This window comes from Sphingobium sp. L-44 (genome assembly GCF_056859495.1).
In genome coordinates this window covers 13,297-34,298 of record NZ_JBSXOQ010000102.1, presented here as the reverse complement: position 1 = coordinate 34,298, position 21,002 = coordinate 13,297, and the positions used below count along the sequence as shown (strand labels likewise).

Annotated in this window: 11 protein-coding genes; 7 read left to right on the top strand and 4 right to left on the bottom strand. The window is 61.4% G+C overall.

The window, feature by feature from the left end:
• Positions 1–10: 10 nt before the first annotated feature.
• The 5 genes from AC13EK_RS16335 to AC13EK_RS16315 all read left to right on the top strand — a co-directional run bounded on the left by AC13EK_RS16335 (position 11) and on the right by AC13EK_RS16315 (position 10,836).
• Positions 11–964 carry a tyrosine-type recombinase/integrase gene (locus AC13EK_RS16335; protein WP_277788632.1) on the top strand — a complete coding sequence of 318 codons (954 nt, stop codon included), beginning with the start codon at positions 11–13 and terminating at the stop codon, positions 962–964.
• Between the two features lie 82 nt (positions 965–1,046).
• Positions 1,047–1,481 carry an antitoxin Xre/MbcA/ParS toxin-binding domain-containing protein gene (locus tag AC13EK_RS16330; protein ID WP_277788633.1) on the top strand — a complete coding sequence of 145 codons (435 nt, stop codon included), beginning with the start codon at positions 1,047–1,049 and terminating at the stop codon, positions 1,479–1,481.
• The gene (locus tag AC13EK_RS16325; RefSeq protein ID WP_277788634.1) at positions 1,478–1,957 is read left to right on the top strand and encodes an RES family NAD+ phosphorylase; all 480 of its coding nucleotides are present in this window, start codon (positions 1,478–1,480) and stop codon (positions 1,955–1,957) included. The genes AC13EK_RS16330 and AC13EK_RS16325 overlap by 4 nt, the downstream gene beginning before the upstream one ends.
• 146 nt (positions 1,958–2,103) lie before the next feature.
• Positions 2,104–9,201 (top strand): autotransporter outer membrane beta-barrel domain-containing protein, encoded by a 7,098-nt coding sequence (locus AC13EK_RS16320; RefSeq protein WP_483022273.1) that lies wholly within the window; start codon positions 2,104–2,106, stop codon positions 9,199–9,201.
• Between the two features lie 141 nt (positions 9,202–9,342).
• Complete coding sequence (locus AC13EK_RS16315) at positions 9,343–10,836, top strand: phosphomannomutase (protein WP_277788657.1); 1,494 nt, start codon at positions 9,343–9,345, stop codon at positions 10,834–10,836.
• Between the two features lie 362 nt (positions 10,837–11,198).
• On the opposite strand, the gene AC13EK_RS16310 is transcribed toward AC13EK_RS16315, so the two are convergent.
• From AC13EK_RS16310 to AC13EK_RS16300, 3 genes are all read right to left on the bottom strand, one after another.
• Positions 11,199–11,960 (bottom strand): FkbM family methyltransferase, encoded by a 762-nt coding sequence (locus AC13EK_RS16310; protein WP_277788656.1) that lies wholly within the window; start codon positions 11,958–11,960, stop codon positions 11,199–11,201.
• A 198-nt stretch (positions 11,961–12,158) separates the two neighbouring features.
• On the bottom strand, positions 12,159–14,624 hold the full coding sequence (locus AC13EK_RS16305; protein WP_277788655.1) for a glycosyltransferase: 2,466 nt from the start codon (positions 14,622–14,624) through the stop codon (positions 12,159–12,161).
• A gap of 617 nt (positions 14,625–15,241) precedes the next feature.
• Positions 15,242–15,904, bottom strand: coding sequence for an ABC transporter ATP-binding protein (locus AC13EK_RS16300; protein WP_277788654.1), 663 nt, complete (start codon positions 15,902–15,904; stop codon positions 15,242–15,244).
• Positions 15,905–16,159: 255 nt separating this feature from the next.
• Between AC13EK_RS16300 and AC13EK_RS16295 the strand changes: the two genes are divergently transcribed.
• On the top strand, positions 16,160–17,374 hold the full coding sequence (locus tag AC13EK_RS16295) for a polysaccharide biosynthesis/export family protein (RefSeq protein WP_483022272.1): 1,215 nt from the start codon (positions 16,160–16,162) through the stop codon (positions 17,372–17,374).
• A 5-nt stretch (positions 17,375–17,379) separates the two neighbouring features.
• On the top strand, positions 17,380–18,672 hold the full coding sequence (locus tag AC13EK_RS16290) for a glycosyltransferase family 4 protein (RefSeq protein WP_277788652.1): 1,293 nt from the start codon (positions 17,380–17,382) through the stop codon (positions 18,670–18,672).
• A 324-nt stretch (positions 18,673–18,996) separates the two neighbouring features.
• Here AC13EK_RS16290 and AC13EK_RS16285 read toward each other — a convergent pair whose 3' ends face one another.
• Complete coding sequence (locus AC13EK_RS16285) at positions 18,997–20,937, bottom strand: glycoside hydrolase family 66 protein (RefSeq protein WP_277788651.1); 1,941 nt, start codon at positions 20,935–20,937, stop codon at positions 18,997–18,999.
• Positions 20,938–21,002 lie beyond the last annotated feature (65 nt).

Sequence of the window (21,002 nt, the reverse complement as noted above, 5' to 3'; positions counted from 1 at the left end):
TCCGGTTTTCATGCTGCCATCAATCATATCACCCTCGCTCAGCCTGCCGCCGATCGTCGCAGAGGCGCCGCCGCATGTGCATATGCGGTTTCTGGAGTTTTTCGCGGCCAACATCCGCAACGCCCATACGCGGCGCGCCTATGCGAAGGCGGCGCGCGATTTCCTGACATGGTGTTTCGACAATGGGGTGCGCAACCTGAATGACATTGCGCCGATCCATGCCGCGGCGTGGGTGGAGATGCTGGGCCAGTCGCTGGCCGCGCCGAGCGTCAAGCAGCATCTGGCCGCGATCCGCCATCTGTTCGACTGGCTGGTGACGGGACAGGCGATCGCGACCAACCCCGCCGCCAGCGTACGCGGCCCCGCGCACAGCGCGCGGACCGGGCGGACGCCGGTGCTGGAAGCGGCGGAGGCGCGGGCGCTGCTCGACGCCATCGACATATCGACGCCGGCAGGGCTGCGCGACCGGGCGCTGATCGGGCTTATGATCTACAGCTTTGCGCGGGTCGGCGCGGCGCTGGCGATGCGGCGGGAAGATGTGTTCGTGCAGGGGCGGCGGCTATGGCTGCGCCTGCATGAGAAAGGCGGCAAGCGGCATGAGATGCCATGCCACCATATCCTGGAAGATTATCTGCTCTCTTATATAGAAGTGTGCGGATTGGACGAGGGCAGGGGACCGCTGTTCCGCACCGTCGATCGCGGCCGCCGTTCCTTAAGCGACCGGGCGCTGCGTCAGGCCGAAGCCCATGCCATGGTCCGCCGCCGCGCCCGCGCCGCCGGGATCGAGACGCAGATCGGCAACCATAGTTTCCGCGCGACGGGCATCACCACCTATCTGAAGAATGGCGGCACACTGGAAAATGCCGCCGCCATGGCCAATCACAGCTCCACCCGCACGACGCAACTCTACGATCGGCGGCGCGACGACATCAGCCTGGCGGAAGTGGAGCGGGTGCGGATTTGAGGGTTGGTCCGGTTCGATAACGGCTCCTCTTGCCATCGCCTCATATGAAGCATATATATGCCTCAATTGAGGCAGGATGATCATGGCGACGCAATTTCAATCGGTGGAAGCCTTGCTGGGCGTGAAGGCCGGCATCCATGCGTCGCGTCTGGCGCTGCCGTCGTCCATCGAAAGCGGGCTGCCGGTTGCAGCGCTCGACCATCTGGCTGACAGCGTGGCGCCGGGCGATGCCCGCTTCAAGTTCCGCCTGATCCCCAAGGCGACGCTGGAACGCCGGCGCAAATCTGCGACCAAGCGACTGACAAGCGAGGAAGGCGACCGTCTGGCCCGCCTGGCCAAGGTGTTCAGCTTCGCGCTCGATATCTACAAGGAGCCGGAGCGCGCCCGCGAATTTCTGGGCCGCCCGCATCCGATGCTGGACGGGAAGGCGCCGTTGGACGTCGCACTGGCAACCAGTCCGGGCGCGGATCTGGTCATCAACCTGATCGGTCGCGCCGCCTATGGCGGGGGCGTGTGACGGGCGGGAAAACCGACCGGGTTCTGACGGCCTATCGCATCGGCGACCCCGATGGCGTCCATCCCATCTATGACAGTGAAGGGGCGCGGCTCTATCCGGGGCGGTGGAACACGCCCGCCAGCCCCATCATCTATACGTCGGAACATTATTCGACGGCGATGCTGGAAAAGCTGGTCCATGCAGGCAGCGTGCTGCCGCCCAACCAGCATCATATCCGCATCACCATCCCCAACGGCATCAGCTATGAAATCTTTCAGACGGCGGCCTATCCGGGCTGGGACGGGAAGGATGAGGGGCTGTGCAAGACATTCGGGCAGGCATGGTATACGCAGCGGCGCAGCGCCATATTGATCGTGCCGTCCATGCCCGCGCGGGTGGAGCGCAATATCCTGATCAATCCGATGCACCCCGACGCCGCCGGGATCGCCCATGACTTGCCGGAGCCGGTATGGTGGGACGAGCGGCTTTATGGATAGATAGCCGTTATTCTGTGATTTGTTGATCAAGAACAAATATTTACAATATTTGTGTGTAGACAATTACTTTGGGCGCCCATAGCATAAATCATATTATTGTTGGGGGTGTCATGATTGTCAGGGGGGTTGCGCCGCATCGTCGGCGCGTGCGTGTGCTTGCGTTGCAGACGAGCGCGATGCTGGGTGCGTTGCTGGTGGCCGAACCCGCTTTTGCGGCATGTACGCCCGACCCCACGGTCGCCAATGCGACCACCAATTGCACCGGGACAGACAGCGACGGCCTGACCGTCGATGCATCGAACAGCCGGGTCGTCGTGGCGCAGGGGGCAATTGTGCGCCCCGGCAATGCTGTGGCGGCGATCCTGTCCCGATCGAGCAATGCCGGATTCGAGATCAGGGGACTGGTCGACGGCGGTTCGAACAAGGCCGGACTGTTCGTCACGACAGGACCGGCAACGACGGTGCCCTGCGATCCCTATGCCGGGGCGTCGCCGGTCTATTGCTTTCCCGGCAGCAGCGTCACGGTCTATCCATCCGCCAATGCCGGGATATCCGTTCTGGCGGGCGGCACGATCACGGGCGCGCAGGGCATCCTGATCCGTCGCAGTTCGGGCAATGGTTCCATATCGGTGGATCTGGACAATGCCGGGACGATCACCGGCACGGCAGGCCCGGCCATCATCGCGGATCAGACGGGGCTCGGCGCGCTGAGGGCCACCAACAGGGCGAGCGGCACGATCGGCGGGATCATGGGCAGCCTGACCTATATCGACAATGCCGGGACGATCGACGGCGGCAGCAACAGCGCCATCGCATCGACATATCAGCTGACGTCCGTCATCAATTCGGGCCGGATCGTTTCGAGCGGGCAGGCAGCGACGCTGGATGGCACGGGCAACCTGTTTGTCAGCAATGCCGTCGGCGCCACGATTGACGGCAGCGCGACCGCGATCCGCACCACCGGCGCGCTGTCGCTGAGCAATCAGGGCATCATCAACGGATCGGTCATTTCCACGGCCAGCAATGGGCAGGCCAGCACCATCGACACGCGCAGCGGCACGATCAATGGCGATCTGCTGTTGGGGGCAGGCGACGATATGGTGCGCGCGCTTTACGATGCGACGACCGGACGTATCCGTTCCATCACCGGCACGGTCGATGGTGGTGGCGGCATCGACACGATCGCCTTTGGCGTTGATGCCGACACGACGTTCCGCCATGTCGTGCTGCCCACCAATTTCGAACGGCTCGGCTTCGACCTGAGCAAGGACGCGGTCGCGACGCTGGCCCCGGATTTCAACGCCGACACCGCCATCCACATCAGCGGGGGGGGCACGCTCGTCAATCAGGCGGCGCTCGTCACCAGCGGCCCGGCCATCACGTCCGCCTTTTCGGTCGGCGGCCTGTCGTTCGACAATCGGGGATCGATCGTTTCGACCACGAATTCCAGCATCGTCTATGCGGCAAGGGCGCCAATCGTCACCAACAGCGGCACGATCACCACTTATGGCGGGTCGGGGGTTTCCGTCGACTACAGGCTCACCAATAGCGGGACGATCCTGGCGAGCGACACAGGTGCGTTGATCGGATCGGGCACATTGACCAACAGCGGGACGATCCGGTCGTCCGGCGGGACCGGCGTGTCGCTCTATGGAACGACCATGTCGACCAACAGCGGCTCCATCGCAGGCGCGACCACCGGCCTGGCCATGGCCGGAGCATTGTTCACCAACAGCGGGACGATCACCGGGCGCACCGGCCTGGCCCTGACGAGCGGGCGATTGACCAACGACGGCACGATCATCGGCAGTATGGCCGGTGCATCCGTGGGCAACGGCACATTGCTGAACAGTGCATCGGGCCGGATCGTCAATGGTATCACAAGCAGCGGCGGACGGGCGATCGTCGCCAATGCCGGGCAGATTACAGGCACAGTCGATCTGACGCCGCCGCCCGGCTATTATGATGGCAGCAACGATATCTTCATCGACGATGGCGGCAGCGTAACGGGCGCGATCCTGCTGGGCGGCGGCGACGACCAGTTGATCGTCGATCTGGACACGGGCGCTTCGCGACCGCTGGCAGGCGCAGCAGGCGGCGTGGATGCCGGCGCGGGCCGCGATACCATCCGTTATCGCGTCAGGGCCCACGCCAGCGCAGCGCTGGTATTGCCCAACGGGTTCGAAGCGCTGGCCTATGAACTGTCGAACGATGCGAAGCTGGCCCTGAACGCCGCGTCGCCGATCATCACGACCATCGGCCTGGCGGGTAGCGGCACGGTCACGCTGAGCGGCAGCGTGTCGATCACCGACCGCAACCTGATCGACGCGACGATCCAGACGACCGACCAGCTGACCGGCGCGGGCAGCGGTCCCGCCCGCGCGCTGACCATCGTCAATGACGGCATGCTAACGCTGACCGGTACGGCGCAGAACAATGCCTATCAGCAGCTGGCGGCCATCTATGCCGGTACGGCGGATATCACCAACAACGGCACCATCAGCGTCACCAACGCGACGGGGCGCTATTTCCCCGCCAGCGCGATTTTCGGCGGAACGACCATCAACAACAGCGGCACCATCAGCCTGACCGGCAATGGCGCCGCCATCAACGGCGCGCGCGATATCGTCAACAGCGGCATCATCACCGATGTCGCCGGGTCGAACGCCACAGGCATCACCGGTTTCACGACGCTGAACAACAGCGGCACCATCCGGGTCGATGGCATCGCGGTGCAGTCGGGATATTATTCGACGACCAGCCTGATCAATAGCGGCACCATCGAAAGCCGCAGGGCGGCCGCAATTGCGATGGGTTATGGCGCGACATTGACCAACGACGCCGGGGGCACGATCCGCGGCGCGACCGCCATCGACCTGTCGAATGGCGGCACGATCATCAATCGCGGCGTCATCAGCGGCGACATCACGACATCGCCCTACAGCTATAGTTCGGCCGTCTATGTCGCCGATGGCGGCACGCTGACCGGCAATCTGACTTTCAGTCGCGGATCGGACCTCTTCATCCAGACCGGCGACAGCCATGGCGTGACCGGCACGATCGACGGTGGTGAAGGCTTCGACATCTTCGGCTATGTACGCAAGACCAGCGGCACGATCGCGCTGGGCAACCGTCCGGGCATCAATTTCGAAGCCGATTTCGTGGAGGCGTCTGGCGCCGACACCAATGTTACGCTGACGGCTGCGAACCGCGTCGATCACGATGTCTATGTGCAGGGCGATGGCGGCATCGTCAACGAAGCGACGATCAATGGCGCCCTGCTGACATTCCTGCCCGTTTCTGCCCCCGGCTTTGCATCGGGCAGATCGCTGGCGGCCCTGACCAACCGGGCTACGGTGCTGGGCGGCGTGAATGGCGACATCCGGTCCTTCAGCAACAGCGGCACCATCGGCAACGCAAGCCTGGCCAATCACGCCGTGTCGCAATGGCGGTCGGCAAGCGACATCATCTTCGCCAACAGCGGCACCATTAGATCGGCGAACGAATATGGTGCCGTCATGCTGGGCGGCAGCGACATGGCCGGCATTTCGGCGGTCAATGGCGGCATAATCGATGGCGGGATGGTCGTCAGCGCAACCTTTGCGCAGCAGCCCGAACCAGCCAGCGTGGCCATCGACAACAGCGGTACGATCAGCAACGCGAGCGGCGCGGGGCTGACCATCGCGGCGAACAATCCCTATTACCCCACCTATCCCAGTGATCCGGCGGCGATCAGCCTGATCAACAGCGGCACTATCGAAGCAACCGGAACGGCGGCCGATGGCGTATCGATCCAGATCGCAGGCAACGCCGCATCGACCTATGCCATCGACAATCGCGGCACCATCCGCGCGACCGGCGATGGCGTTGCCGAAAGCTATGGCTACTGGAGCTATCCGGGCTATATCTACACCACCGCAACCTACACCAGCCCCACCATCGGCCTGAACATAGAAGTTACAGGCCCCAGCAGCGGCACCGTTACCAACAGCGGCACGATCGAGACGGGCGGGGCGAAATCGGTGGCGATACTGGTGTCGGGCACGGCGCTGGACCTGACCAACAGCGGCACGATCCGCGGGGGTGCCGACACCGCAATGGCGGCCGACGACCTGTTCGCCCGCTCGATCGGATCGACCAGCCTGGCAGGGGGCATCCAGACCCTTGGCATCGCCGACGACCGGATCGTCAACAGCGGCACGATCATCGGGTCGATCGACCTTGGCCGGGGCAATGACCGCATCGAAAATTATGGCCGTATCGAAGGCGATGTCCGGCTTGGCGCCGGGGACGACAGCTTCCTTCAGGCGGCAGACGCGGTGCTGATCGGCACGGTGGACGGCGGCGAAGGCACCGACAGCCTGATCGTCGATGCGACGCGGGGCGGGGCGGTCAATGGCGACCAGTTCATCAATTTCGAACGCTTCAGCCAGATCGGCAATGGCGCGGTCGCCTATTCCGGCACATTCCGTTTCGACAGTATCGGCCTGTCGGGCGGCACCGTCACGGTCGCGGCGGGCCAGACCCTGTCCAGCGCGGGCGCAACGACGATCGCGGGCGGGGACGGCGCGGAAAGCGTGGTCAATGCGGGCACCATCACCGGCACCGTCGATCTGGGCGCGGGTAATGACCGGGTGGTCAACAGCGGCGCGATCGGCGGCGCAGTGCTGCTGGGTGCGGGCGACGACCAGTTCGTCGAGATGGCGGGCAGCAATGTCGCGGGCGGTGTCGATGGTGGCGCGGGCAACGACCTCTATACCGTGATGCTGGCGGGGAACCGCAGCGGCATCGGCCGCCGCACCGGGTTCGAACGGTTGTCGGTTGACGGCAATGGTACGCTGACACTGACGCTCGACCAGAATTTCCAATCCGTCGCGCTGAACGGCACCGGACTGGACCTCACCCTGAACGGCTTTGGCGCGGGCGTGGTGGCGGGGTCGGACGGCGCGGAAACGCTGAGCGTCGATGGCGACGTCGCGGTCGCGATGATGGGGGCTGGCAATGATGTGCTGGCAATCGGCGCGACGCGCGCGGCAGGGCTGTATGCGGGCGGCGCGGGCGCCGACACGTTGCGCTTCACCGCCAATGCGCCGGTCACGCTGGCGGGCATGGCAAGCGGCTTTGAAAGCGTCGCTCTGACGAACGGATCGCTGACCATCACCGGCACGCTGGGCGCGGCGAACGAGGCGATCGGCTTTGGCGATGGCGCGCAGTCGGTCAGCGTCGCCAATGGCGGCACGCTGGCGGGCATCATCGACCTGGGCGGCGGCAACGACCATTTCCGTCTGGCGGCAGGCGGGACGCTGACGGGCACCGTCCATGGCGGCGCGGGCACCGACAGCGCCACGCTGGAACTGGCGGGCGACCGCACGCTGGGCACCGGACTGCTGACCGGGTTCGAGATATTGGGAACCGAAGGCAGCGGCACGCTGACGCTGAACGGCAACCACGCCTATGAACGGGTGGCGGCCAACACCGGCCTGACCGTGGCAGCGGGCGCATCACTGAGCGCGCCGGTAATATTCGGCGCGGGCGACAACCGCTTCACCATCGCCGGTGCCTTTGCCGGGTCGGTCGATGGCGGCGCGGGCAATGACGTCATCCAGCTGTCGGGTGGCAGCAGCGCAGCGCCGGTCGCCTTCTCCAATGTCGCCAATGTGGAAGGGCTGACGATGACCGGCGGTTTCGCTACCGTGTCGGGCAGCGCCGCCTTCGGCACCATCGACCTTTCGGGCGGCCGTCTGGTCGGTCTGGCCGGATCGATCATCCGCGCAGGGCAGATCGCCGTGCGGACGGGCGCGACTTTCGGGTCGGCGGGCACGATCAATGGCAATATTGCCGTGTCGGGCACGCTCAGCCCCGGCGCGTCGCCGGGCATCATGACCGTCAATGGCAATGTCGCGCTGGCCAGCGGATCGACCTCGCTGTTTGAAATCACCCCGACCATCGCCGACCAGCTGCTGGTGAACGGCAATGTCTCGATCGCATCGGGCGCCACGCTGCGCATCGTCGCTGAAGGACAGATCCGGCCCGGCACATCCTATGATCTGATCGTCGCGAGCGGCGGGATCACCGGCAGCTACACCACGATCGACAAGGCCGCGTCGCTGTTCGGCTTCGTCGTGCAGCGCGCCGACCGTATCCAGCTGCTCGGCCAGTTCCTGGACAATGCGGCCTTCAGCCCGCAGGTATCGCGCAGCATCGCCTATGCCAACAGCGCCATCCAGGCGCAGCCTGTGACCAGCGCGCTGTTCGCCGCGCTGCCCTCGCTGTTGCTGGCGGACGGATCTTCCGATCCGCGTGGCTTTGCCCGCCTGACGCCCGAACCCTATGCGTCGGCGACGCAGCTGGGCGTGGATCAGGCGCTGACGCTGGTCGATGTCGCACGCGGCCCCGGCTTTGCCGCGATCGACAGCGACGATGTGCGCCCCTTCACCTTCGGGCAGGGCATCGGCCAGTGGCACAGCCTGGGTGGCGATGCGCGCACCGGCACGTCGGCGGCGCAGACCCGTGGCTATGGCCTGATCGGCGGGATCGGCATCGGCAATCGCGACTGGTCGGTCGGCGCGTTCGGCGGCTATCTCGACAGCCGCCAGCGGATCGGCGCACTGGCTGCATCCAACCATAGTGACGGCTTCGTCGCGGGCGTGCAGGGTCGCTATGCCGCGAACGGGGTGCAGGTCGCCGCGTCTGCGCTCTTCAGCGGCGGCGACGCACGCACGACGCGGGCGCTGCCCAATGGCGACAGCGCTTCGGCCCGGTACGACCTGCGCAGCTGGGTCGGCGACCTGTCGGTCGGCTATGCCCTGTCGACCGGCGGTGACTGGGCGCTGACACCCAGGGTTGGCGTCACTTTCGTCCGCACCATCCGCGACCGCGCGGTGGAAACGGGCAGCATTTTCGGGCTGACCGTCGCGCGGGACCGGCATGACGCGATCTTTGGCGATGCGGGCTTCCGCTTCGCGCGGGCGGATGCCTCGGACGCGGCGTTCCGGCCCTATGTCGGCTTTGGCCTGCGCGCCCAGTATAAGGGCCGGATGCCGACCGCCATCGGTGGCTATGCGGGCGCGCCGCTGACGCTGATCGCGACGGGCGCACAGCGGGCGAAGATGGTGGGCACCGCGTCGGCGGGCCTCTCCTATCGCCTGGCCAGCGGGCTTGAGCTGTTTTCCGCCATCGACGCCCAGACCGGCAGCGACGACCATCGCGAAAGCGTGATGAGCGGCATGCGACTGCGGTTCTGATGATGGGATGGCCCGTCCGGCGGCGGGCGGGCCATTTGCTATGATCATTTAGTTTGTTGCGCCCGTACCTGGCTGTATAGGGAGAATATGCCTTTTCATTTGCGCTGGGGCATTGCCTGACCGTCAGCGACCGGGGGGTTCATGACGCAGAATATTTCCATCGCCGACCTGATGGCGCAGTCAGGCGTCGCGTTCGGAACCAGTGGCGCGCGCGGACTGGTGAGCGCCATGACGGACCGGGTCTGCTTCGCCTATACCGCCGCCTTCCTGCAACATATGGCCGATATCGGCCAGTACGCGCCGGGCACGCCTGTCGCCATCGCCGGCGATCTGCGGCCGTCCAGCCCGCGCATCATGGCGGCCTGCGCTGCGGCGGTGCGGCATATGGGCGGGACGGTCGATAATTGCGGGTTCGTGCCGTCGCCTGCAGTCGCGGCCCATGGCTTTGCGCAGGGCATCCCGTCCCTGATGGTGACGGGCAGCCATATTCCCGACGACCGCAACGGCATCAAGTTCAACCGTACCGATGGCGAAGTCCTGAAGCCCGACGAAATGGCGATCCGGGCGCAGAGCGTGGCCTTACCCGACCTGTTCGACGATGCAGGCATACTGAGGGATGCAGCGCCCGCTCAGCCACTGGTGGATGTCGCCACCCCCTATATCGCGCGCTATGTCGATGCCTTTGGAGCGGACGCGCTGCGCGGCATGAAGCTGGGCGTCTACGAACATTCGGCGGTGGGGCGCGACATATTGGTCGCGCTGGTCACCGCGCTGGGCGGCACGGCCGTGTCGCTGGGCCGCGCCGATCGCTTCATTCCGGTGGATACCGAAGCGGTTCGGCCCGAAGACCAGGCGCTGGCGCGGCAATGGGCGGCCGAGCGGGGACTGGACGCGATCCTGTCCACCGACGGGGATAGCGACCGACCGCTGCTGGCCGACGAAAGCGGGACATGGATACGCGGCGACGTGCTGGGCATATTATCTGCGCGGGCGCTGGGCGTCGCGGCGATCGCGACGCCGGTCAGCTGCAACAGCGCGGTCGAACTGTCGGGGCTGTTCGGCGCCGTGGAGCGGACCCGGATCGGGTCGCCTTTCGTTATCGAGGCGATGAACGCGCTGGTCGGTAAGGGGCTGGGGAGCGTGTGCGGCTATGAGGCCAATGGCGGCTTCCTGCTGGCGACACCGGTCGAGGTGGACGGGCGGACATTGGGCGCGCTGCCGACGCGGGACGCGGTGTTGCCGATCCTGTCGGTGCTGATCGATGCAAAGCGGCGCGGTGTCACACTGGCGGCGCTTCAGGCCCAATTGCCCGAACGCTATACGTTCAGCGAGCGGTTGCAAAATTATCCCACGGCGCAGAGCCAGGCGCTGATCGCACATCTGGAACAGGGCGGCGAAACCGCGATCCTGGCGCGGCTGACGGCGATGTTCGGCGCGCTGGCGGGCGAGGCGGACGGGATCGACCGGACCGACGGGCTGCGCATCCATTTTGCGGGCGGCGACATCATCCACCTGCGGCCGAGCGGCAATGCGCCGGAGCTGCGCTGCTATACCGAAAGCGACAGCGTCGAGCGGGCCGTGACGCTCAATGGGCAGGCGCTGGCGCTGGTGCGGGATTACAGCATTCCGGCCTGACACTATAAGCGGAGCGCGCTGTTAGAGCGATTTGCCAGCGATCGGGGCGGATCGCTGGTTAGGACATCGCGGCAAATGAAAAACTTGGATCGGGCGATCCAATCAGATCGAAAATCGCTCTAATGAGACAGCGAGTTGGACAGATGCTTTCATTTTATGTTTTTCAACATACTGAAAACGCTTGTCTTTTTTGGAACATGGCGATCGATGCGATCGCATATCGCCATATTTTCCTTTATAATCAATGACTTATTCAAATATGAATTGCACAGAAATGATGCTCATTGTCGAGACGCTATCCATATACCGACAGAGCAGGAGCGTTGAGCAGATGGCCATGACCATCCCCCGCTTCTTTCGACCTATGGGTAAATATCTATGCGCAGATCCAGCGCCCGGCACAGCTGGAATATCTGATTGATCTTTTCCGCAGGAACCACCAGATGATTCCATGCATCGGAGAAGAATTCGACCTTGCTACATTGACGCAATGACTTGCGGTTCATGGAAAAAGTCAGATAATTTTCTTCTTTCACGAAGTTATTTATCGTTTCCTTTTCAGAATTAGCAAGAATTTCTACTGAAAATATCGGTCGTTTTTCAGCAAAAAATTTCCGACCACCGGATATGACGGCATGTTCATGTCCTTCGACATCTATCTTTATAAAAGATATCGGCGCTTCGCCTACTTTTTTCAGATAGTCGTTGAGCTTGCACGTCTTGATTTTGCGTTCGACGTAGGAATCGCCCACTTCCGCAGCATGCCGCTTTTCAAGCGACGAACTGGTAGAGATGAATTCGAATTTATTGATCGTTTCGTAAAACTGAAACGTTCCTTTCTTCTGGGACAGGGCGAAAGGTTCCACCTTGATCCGGGAAGCTAGATGCGGGTTCAGATTGATGTTGATATCCAACAATTCTCTGACGGAATCCAACGGTTCGAAAGCCAGAACTTCGATGGATTCATCAACGGCCGCAGCGATTAAGGAATATAAACCGGTATTCGCGCCAACATCCATGAAAATTCCCGGATTAATCTTCAGGATTTCAATGATTATGTTGGTAAATGGCTCTTCATATTTGTCTATGCCATGATCCCGAACCGTATTAAATACGGTATCCATATTATTCGACGAGCATAGGTTTATATCATAATTTAAATCTCTGTGGGATACATTGAATTTATCATTATGATACATAAATTCGACACCTCTCAATTACATATATTATGAAAAATATAGAACTGATTTGACTATATATTATTTTATTGTTTTTTAATATTAGCCCGCGCCACATTCTTACATGGCGCGGGCATATTGTCTTCAGTTGGCGGCCGACTGCGTGGTGATAAAACTGCTGTCCAACAGATAAAACGCTATCATGCGTTTTAGTTCCGAGGAGCTGAGCAAATCGCATACGGATTTGCGGGCTTCATGCCCCAACCGCAAACAGAGTTCGGGTTCCTGCGCCAGTCGGCGGACCAGACGCACCGCTTCTTCGGTGCTGTCGAAGAGCAGCCCGTTCACTTCATGCTTGATCGCCTGGGCATAGCCACCAACCGAATCCGCCAGCACCGGCAGGCCGCACGCCATGGCTTCTATGACCACGCGGCCCCAGGGTTCGATCCATGTCGAGGTGCGATAGAAATAGGCATCGAGGCCATGCAAGAAGTCGGGAATCCCGGTGCTTCTGGCCTTCAGCAACTTCATGCCATTGATCTGCGGGAAGGCGCCGGTCATGCAGCTGCCGCCCAGAATGACGCTTTCCCCGCCCAGATCGGCCACCTGGCGGTAGATTTTCCAGTCTTCGCGTCCATGTTTTTCCGGGACGTCACGGCTGTGGCGGCCCAGCGTGAAAGGACGATTGGCCGGGCGCGGCGTGGTAACGGGGCTGAACATGTCCAGATCGGTAGGAGACGGTTCGAACCGGCCACGCAGCCCGGTTTCATGGCCCATGATGTCCGAGCAGTAGAGCAGTTCGGGGCGCACGCCGGTGCGCTGCCAGGCTTCCTCGATCCTAGCGAACAGCGAAGGCGCTTCGAACGTATTGTACAGGAAGATGATCCGATCAGGCTTTACGTGGCTGATCCATTGCGCGATTTCGAAATAGATGCCGACGAATACGAGCACGCCGCCGCGCGGGAATGTGCCGGTCGTGGGATCGATATGGCTGACCTTCTTGCGCGCCGTAAATTCGGGATGCGGCATTTCCGGCGCCCACAGCGACACGTTGGTGTAACGCCCGATCTGATCGGCCAGATCCAGCGCATGCAGTTCGCTGCCACCACGGGGCTGTTCGAACTTGTTGATGACATGCACCTTGGGCAGATTGCCCGAACGATGCCCCAGAAGCGCATCGACCGCATCATCGGACATCGCATCCAGGCAATCGGAATAGTCCGAACGGGTTTTGTCCGCCGTAACGCTCCAGCGCCGTTCCATCATCTTCATCTGCATGTCCGACATGGACAGGACAGGCGGCTGATGCAGGGAATTTTTCAGATAAGGGGCCGCCCAGGACATCTGTTCGATCGGCACGTCGGGGCCGAGCAACGTCTTGATCGCCAGATCGCGACGACCCACGGCGATCAGAATACGGATCACATGGTAAAAGCGCGAAATGGCTTCGCTGGAATCCGATTTCGGGATGATCGCGCTGATCTTTGCCCAGTCATCGTCCAGCGTACCCAGCTGGCTGCTGCATATGATATGCATGTCCACGGCCTGCCAGTTCGGTCCCGACGTGGCCAATATCGTGGAAATGGCGGGCAGCGCTTCTTCATAGCTGCCATTCATGGTCAGCAGCCAGGCGTAGAATTCGCTCATCCCCAGGTCATTGCCGGATACGCGCAGATGATCCCGGCAGATGCGCAGCGCACCTTCCACATCGCCCATGTCATAGGCGCAGCGCGCCTTTTCGATATCCGCACCGGCAAAGGTGGGATGGACGATGGAAATTTCATGCCAGCGCGCCAGCACCAGAGGCAGGTCGCGCTTGCGCATCGCCATATGCACCGTGCCGATCATCGCGCCAAGCTGCTGCTTGCGACGCGAGGCCAGTTCGTAGAAATGATCGGACGCTTCGTTCAGGCCGCGGGCATTGGCGAGCACATAGCCAAGCAGGACTTCGGCATCTTCATCGTCATGCTGCGTCAGATAATAGGCCAGACGACGATGCGCCTCATCATAATGGCCGGCGCTGAAGGCGGCGCGGAAATAGGCCTGTTCCAGTTCGTGGTCGTCATGGCCGGCCACCAGTTCGCGCTGCACCAGATAGTCGGCATGGGCCAGCGACCGTGTCGCCGCCGTCGACACGATATAGCGGCAGCTATGCCAGCGGCTATGGGGCCAGCGGCGCTTCAGGAAGCGATAGAGCAGGCGCGCCCGGTTGGGCAGCCGGGCATTGTCATATAGTTCGGCCAGCTGGTGGATGAGGATCAGATCGCCCGTCTCGCGAGCATGGCGGCGGGCCAGGCGGCGGGCATCGACGATCTTGCGGCCTGCCGATGCAGCGCGGAAAGCCCGTACCAGATGTTCGGGCTCGTCGGATTCCAGTTCGGCCTGCCATTCGGCCAGGCGCATCGTTTCAAACCACAGGCGGTTGTTTTCATACAGGTCCACCGCGACGCGCAGAAATTCCGCATTGGTCTTGCCATGTTCCAGATACGGCCCGATTTCCACCAGCGCCTGGAACAGATCTCCGTTCTTGACACCCGGCTCGGATTCCAGCGTCTTGTGGTCGATCGAGGAAAGAAGCGCCAGAAAATCATGCAGGAACGCCGCGCTCATGTCCGAACGGCCCGGCGGAAGCAAAGTGGCCCGTATCGCCAAATCGTCGGGATGCTTTTCCAGAGCCGTATATGTTTGCATCATTTCCTCGAGGATATGTTTGGCCTGTGACGACGTAACGGTATTGCGCACAGCCATTGCTGCATGAGCGAAGGCCCGCGCCAATTCCTTATCATCATTTTTACCATGTGAAATATTCTGTGACAGCAGTTTTATGGTTTCTATCCAGGCCTGACCGGCGTCGCCCCAACGGCCATCGCGTTCATGAACCCCCGCAATCCCCGCAGGCGCATGGGCCAGGGTCGGATCCAGTTCAGCCGCACGGCGAAAAGCGTCGATAGCGTCCGCCCGCCGTTCCAGTTCATTGAGCATGTTGCCCAACTGAATCCAGGCACCGGTTTCGCGTGGCGCGAAGTCCACGACCTGGCGCCAGAGCTTTGCAGCTGCGCCCCAGTCGCAACGACGTTGTGCCTCGCGAGCCTGGCGGATCATCAGTTTCTTTTTCCCCTCGGCAAAACGCAGGGACAAATTGAGGCCGCGAACACTTCTTACCACACTATTCCTCACATTTTGCGAATATATGACCGAATATCGTTCGACCCGATTTGGCTTCAGATTCAAGTTTGCCGCATTTGCAGAGCATGATGTACTTCACAGGCTTCTGCGACCGTATCAAAAAATACCAGAGCGCCGCTATAAAGAACTGCACCACGCGTGCAATATTGTTCAAGCATGTAGGGGTCATGCGACGTCATGATCAACGTGCCCTTGTCTCGGCGCGCCATCAATTCTTCTTCTGAACGTCTGCGGAACCGCACGTCACCAGCAGCAGCCACTTCGTCCACAAGATAACAGTCGAAAGAAATTGCCAGAGAAATGCCAAAGGCAAGCCTGGAAACCATGCCGGAAGAATAGGTCTTCACCGGCTGATCTATATATACACCAAGCTGAGCGAAATCTTCGACATAATCCAGCACTTCCCGTTCGTCGCGCTGATATATGCGGGCGATGAACCTGGCATTGTCGGCGCCCGTCATCGTCATCTGGAAAGCACTGGAAAAGCCGATCGGCCAGGAACAGCTCATGCTGCGCTCCACTTTGCCGCGCGACGGAAATTCCACGCCGGATATCAGCCGCAACAATGTGGACTTGCCCGCGCCGTTGGCGCCGCAGATTGCCAGACTTTCACCCTGATCGATCCTGAACGACAGATCGTTAAAAACACGACGCGTCAGGCCTCGCGTACTATATTCCTTAAATACGTTATGAAATTCGATCATAATGATAATCGTCTATAGAGAGACATGGCTATGCCGCAAGTGCGAAGAGGCCGTTCACCCGCCTGATATCAGGCTTTCTCGGCCATATGGTCCCTTTGAAGGACAAGCGCCCCGCCATGCGGCGGCGCCCGCGACGAAGATATCGTTTCGACACCGGCCCGGGCATATGTCAGGAGCGCTGATACGCGACAATTCTATGCACCCGACCATGGAATAGCGCTTGCTCTCCTGCCCCTGTGTTGGCACAGCCCGCATATGAGCTTCAGTGATTGGCGTGAAAACCCGTTATTCGACTTTCTGGCAAAGGTGCAAAGGCCCGCAGCCGGCTCGCGGTCGCCATATCTGGGCAGTTTGTTCGCCCTGACTGCGGTCGCGCTTGGCGGCTGCCAGTCCTTGCCGATCAACGCGCCCACGAGCCGTAATATCGTCAAGGCCAGCACCGGTCCGCAGAACACGCTGAATTACAGCATCGTCGAACTGGATGCGGCGGTCGCAGCCACCATTCCCCCCCGCAATGAAACCGGGCTGGTGCGGATGGCAGCTTTTGCCAATACGTCTGTGCCACCCCGTTCGGATATGGTCGTTGCCGGCGACGAACTCGTCATTTCCGTATATGAAGCGGGCGTCAGCCTGTTCGGCGGAGCCGGAGCGATTTCGGCAGCATCGGTCGCTGCGGGAGCCGGAACGTCGGCGGCGCATAATATAACGGCCAGCGTACGCGAAGATGGCAGCATCACCCTGCCCTATATCGGCCGCATGGAGGCCGGTGGTTCCTACCCCGAAGATCTGGCCGAACGCATCCGCGCCCGCCTGAGCCAATATTCGCAAAGCCCGCAGGTCCAGGTTGCGATCGACGCAAGCGTGAACAACACGGCCTATATTTCAGGCACTGTCGTGAAATCGGGCCGTTACCGCCTGACCAGCGCTCATGAACGCCTGCTCGACATGATCGCCCTGGCCGGTGGGATCGCGATAGACGTCAATGATGCGGAACTCTATTTTACCAGAGGTGACGTTTCTACGACCCTGCGCCTGGCCGATCTGCGAGCCGAGGACCAGGCGAATATCCAGATCCGGCCCGGCGACAGGATCGAGATCCGCAAGGAACGCAAGAGCATCACCGTATTCGGGGCCACGGACAAGGTTTCCGAAGTCCCCTTCGACGCAATGCGCCTGACACTGGCCCAGGCCATCGCCCGTTCCACCGGGCCTGCCGACAGTCGTGCCGATGCCCGTGGCGTCTACCTGTTCCGACTGGAAAAATCGGCGGATGGCGAAGCGGCGCGCCCCGTAATCTATCACATAGACATGATGAATCCGCAGACCTATTTTGTGGCGCAGATGTTCCAGATGCAGGACAAGGACGTCATCCTGTACGCGAACAGCCCGTCGAACCTGACGCAGAAATTCGTGTCTCTGGTCAATATGTTGTTCAGCCCGGCGCTGGGCGTCCGCTTCGCGACCCAGTAAGATCGATGCGGATAGGCATAGACGGTCATAACCTCGCCATTCCCAAGGGCACGGGCGTCGCCACCTATGGATCATCGCTGGCGACGATCCTGACCGGGCAGGGGCATCAGATCGAAGGCGTTTTCGGGCTTGATCCGGGAACCGACCCGCAGATGACCGAAACGCAGTTTTTCGACCAGTTCGGCCATGGCCGGCAGGAAAAGAAGACCAAGAAGCGGGTCAAGCGGTCGGTCATGTGGAACCACAGGGCGCTTGCGCTGACGCAGGTGCCGCTGACCGACCGGGTCGACAAGCGTGATTTCGTCCATCGCTGGCCGGATTTTTCGTCCGTCTGGACCGCGCCCCTGATGTTTGAAATCGCGCGCGCCCGCTTCATGTACCTGCGCCGCTTTACGACCATCACCATGCCGAACCCGCCGGCGGTCATGCACTGGACCTATCCGGTTCCCGTTCGCATGGCGGGCAGCCGCAACATCTATACGCTGCACGACCTCGTCCCGCTCAAATTCCCGCATATGACGCTGGACGACAAGGCATATTATGCCCGGCTGATCCGGGGCTGCATCGCCCATGGCGACCATATCCTGACGGTGTCCGAAGCCAGTCGGCGCGATATCGTCGACATGTTCGACATTGCCGATGACAAGATAACCAACACCTATCAGTCCAGCCCGTTGCCCGCAGATGTCGCGGCCTCTTCAACTGAAGAGGACTGCGCGATCGTCGAACGTATTTTCGGCCTTCCGCCCAAGGGATTCTATCTCTTCTTCGGCGCGCAGGATCCCAAGAAGAATGTCGCGCGCATCATCGACGGTTATCTTCTGTCAGACAGCAAGCGCCCCCTGGTGGTCATTACGTCGCGCAATTGGGGCATGGACGGCACGATGGGCGCCCTGGGAGCCGATGGCACCATTTATGGCCGCAAGCCTGACCGGCCCGTCATCATCCTGCAATATCTGCCCCGCGACATGTTGTTCCGGTTGGTCCGTGCCGCACGCGCCGTGCTGTTCCCATCCATCTATGAAGGCTTTGGCCTCCCGGCGCTGGAGGCTATCCAGCTGGGCACGCCGGTCATCGCTTCCAATGCCGCATCCTTGCCCGAAGTCGTTGGCGATGCCGGTCTTCAAGTCGATCCCTACAGCACGGATGCCATTGCGGACGCCATTCGCCGGATCGACCATGACCAGGCCCTGCACGATCGGCTGAGCGCGGCGGCACCCGCACAGGCGGCCAAATTCACCGATGCGCATTTCTTCCAGAGCCTGCGCACCGTCTATGACAAGCTTGGACTGCCCTGATTTCCCCGCCATCGCGAACCGCATGATCGACAGCGCCGGAGATTGTCATCCAACGCCGCAGCGCTCTGGAGCGGGTTTCGCTGCGATCGCAGCGGCCCGGTCGATCCGTTCCTTCGATCTGGCGCAATGTCCGGGCCCGCAGACGAAATAGTCTGCTTTGATTGTCCTTTGTTTTCCGCATTCTGCGAACCGCCGGCTGTTACAGCTCGCTTCGGAATGTTCTGGAGCATCGTGCGCAAAAGTGGGAAGCGGTTTTGCGCCTAAAACGATGCGACAACAAAAGCTTGGAGCGCGCGAGCTGCGTCCCAATTAACGCAGCGCGTTCTAGGATGCAGGCGAATGATCGTCCCGTTCCAGCACCACCATGTCCCAATAATTCAGTGCCGGCAGGGTGAAGGACACATAATTGCCACCCTGGTCGGTGCCCGTCCCATAGTCCAGCAATTGCGTGGCGCCATTGTCATGATCGGGCGAGGCCCACCAGAGCCGGTTGCGGCCATGGCGAACCGGCGCGCCTGAATAATAGAGTTTCATCGTCGCGGGACCGATCGCCTTTGGCGCCGGCATCGTGCCGTCAAGGTCGCTCCATGCATTGGATGGCAATCCCGTCAGATTGAGCAGATGGCATATCTGGAACTGCGGCATGGTCTTGCCCAACAGATAGACCTGCCCGGCAGCGCCGATCGACGCGCCGGTGCCGCCGGACATCATCTGACAGGGCCGTTCGCTGTCCCGGACACCATCGCGCAGCAGGTTCTGATAACCGACCTCAAAAGCCTTGTAGGATAAAAGCCCATCCACCAACGCCTTCGAACAGGGCAGATGATAGCCCTCGACAAAGACGTTGGTCATGATGCAGCCTTCATCCGGATGGTTCATCCAGGTCGATCCCGCTATTGCAAACATGGCCGTCGCCAGCAACGCCGCCGGCGGGTTCACGACACATCCGTTCTTGCGGGCGCCGGTTTCGCATTTCTGCGCCAGCGTACGATTGATATAGCCAGGCTGAACGATGGCGCGCGGATCGCGATGGCCCATGTCGGCCATGATGGCCGCGATCACCCCATTCAGACCCGGATAATAGGGCGTGTCGAAGTCCCATGTTTCCCGATAGAGATAGGGCTGCGTCCCCTTCCCCGCCGCATCCGTCATTCCCCATCCCGACACATTGTTCAGGATGGCGGGCTTTTTCAGACGCTTGGCCGCCCCACTGGTAAAAGTCGACAGACAGCGCACGGTGTCAAGCGAAGCCCCCTTGCTGTCGAAAGTCGGCTGCACCGGGGCGCCGACCGTATCGGCCTGCCAGAAATCATAATCGAACTGGGCCAGCATCGGCGCGATGGAGCGGGTCAGAAGGAAATTCTGCCATTCCGGATTGCATGGGTCGAAAAAGTCGAGATGATCGGCCTGCCATCCATATTGCCGCCAATTGTCGGGCGATTGAGGCATCTGATCCATATCGTCCGCGTCGCAGCGCCCGGTCAATCCGCACCGGTTGCGGAAAGAGCCCCAGGACAGGGACGGCCTGACCTTCTGCTTGGGCCAGTCTGAATAGGCTTCGCCGGTGGCCTGGAAAAATCCGACCGGCATGTTCGCAGCATGGGCGGCATCGATCACGTCACGGATCACGCTGCGGCTGACCTTCAGGTTGGACAGCGATAGCCAGCTGTCCAATGCCGGTGGCGGCGCCAGTTCGGGTCGATAATAGCTGGCATAGCTTTGCACCGTGTTGCAATGCCAGGCGATCTGGCTGTCTATCAGCGACGCCGCATCCACCTTGCCATCCCAATGCGATATCCAGCATTGACGCGGGAAGCGGGCATTCAGCGGGCTGTTCTGCACATCAATGGCGGAGGCCGCCACGTCGAGAACCCTGCCGCCTGCATCCTTGACCGTGACGGCGACGCGATAGCCCCGTTCGCCACCATCCGACGGCGCGACAAAATCCATGTCCACCAAGACGTTTCCCGATCCTCCGATCGTCGCCTTGTTCGTGATTTCGTCAAGGATCTGTGTGTTCCGGTGAATGGTCGCGACGACCTGCACCGTCCGGTCATCCGCCCCCGGATTGGCCAGGGTCACCAGCAACCTTCCCCGTGCGCCGGGCGCATAGACGGCCTTGTTCGTATAGATGTGCCGAACATAGCGATGCTTCGCCGGATCCAGCGAAGGTATGGTCGCCGCCCGACCCGGATCGGGACCAAATCCTATGCCAGCGACAAATATCGTTACCATGACCAGCGCCAGCAAGGCGACGAGGATCATGGTAACGGAATATAGGGCACCACGTCCGGGCCGCCGGATGGCGGCATCATTCTGACCGAGGTGCC

Coding starts and splice junctions, on each gene's coding strand:
- AC13EK_RS16335 (WP_277788632.1), top strand. CDS start 11: ATGCTGCCATCAATCATATCACCCTCGCTCAGCCTGCCGCCGATCGTC.
- AC13EK_RS16330 (WP_277788633.1), top strand. CDS start 1,047: ATGGCGACGCAATTTCAATCGGTGGAAGCCTTGCTGGGCGTGAAGGCC.
- AC13EK_RS16315 (WP_277788657.1), top strand. CDS start 9,343: ATGACGCAGAATATTTCCATCGCCGACCTGATGGCGCAGTCAGGCGTC.
- AC13EK_RS16310 (WP_277788656.1), bottom strand. CDS start 11,960: ATGGATACCGTATTTAATACGGTTCGGGATCATGGCATAGACAAATAT.
- AC13EK_RS16305 (WP_277788655.1), bottom strand. CDS start 14,624: ATGAGCGCGGCGTTCCTGCATGATTTTCTGGCGCTTCTTTCCTCGATC.
- AC13EK_RS16300 (WP_277788654.1), bottom strand. CDS start 15,904: ATGATCGAATTTCATAACGTATTTAAGGAATATAGTACGCGAGGCCTG.
- AC13EK_RS16295 (WP_483022272.1), top strand. CDS start 16,160: ATGAGCTTCAGTGATTGGCGTGAAAACCCGTTATTCGACTTTCTGGCA.
- AC13EK_RS16290 (WP_277788652.1), top strand. CDS start 17,380: ATGCGGATAGGCATAGACGGTCATAACCTCGCCATTCCCAAGGGCACG.
- AC13EK_RS16285 (WP_277788651.1), bottom strand. CDS start 20,937: ATGATCCTCGTCGCCTTGCTGGCGCTGGTCATGGTAACGATATTTGTC.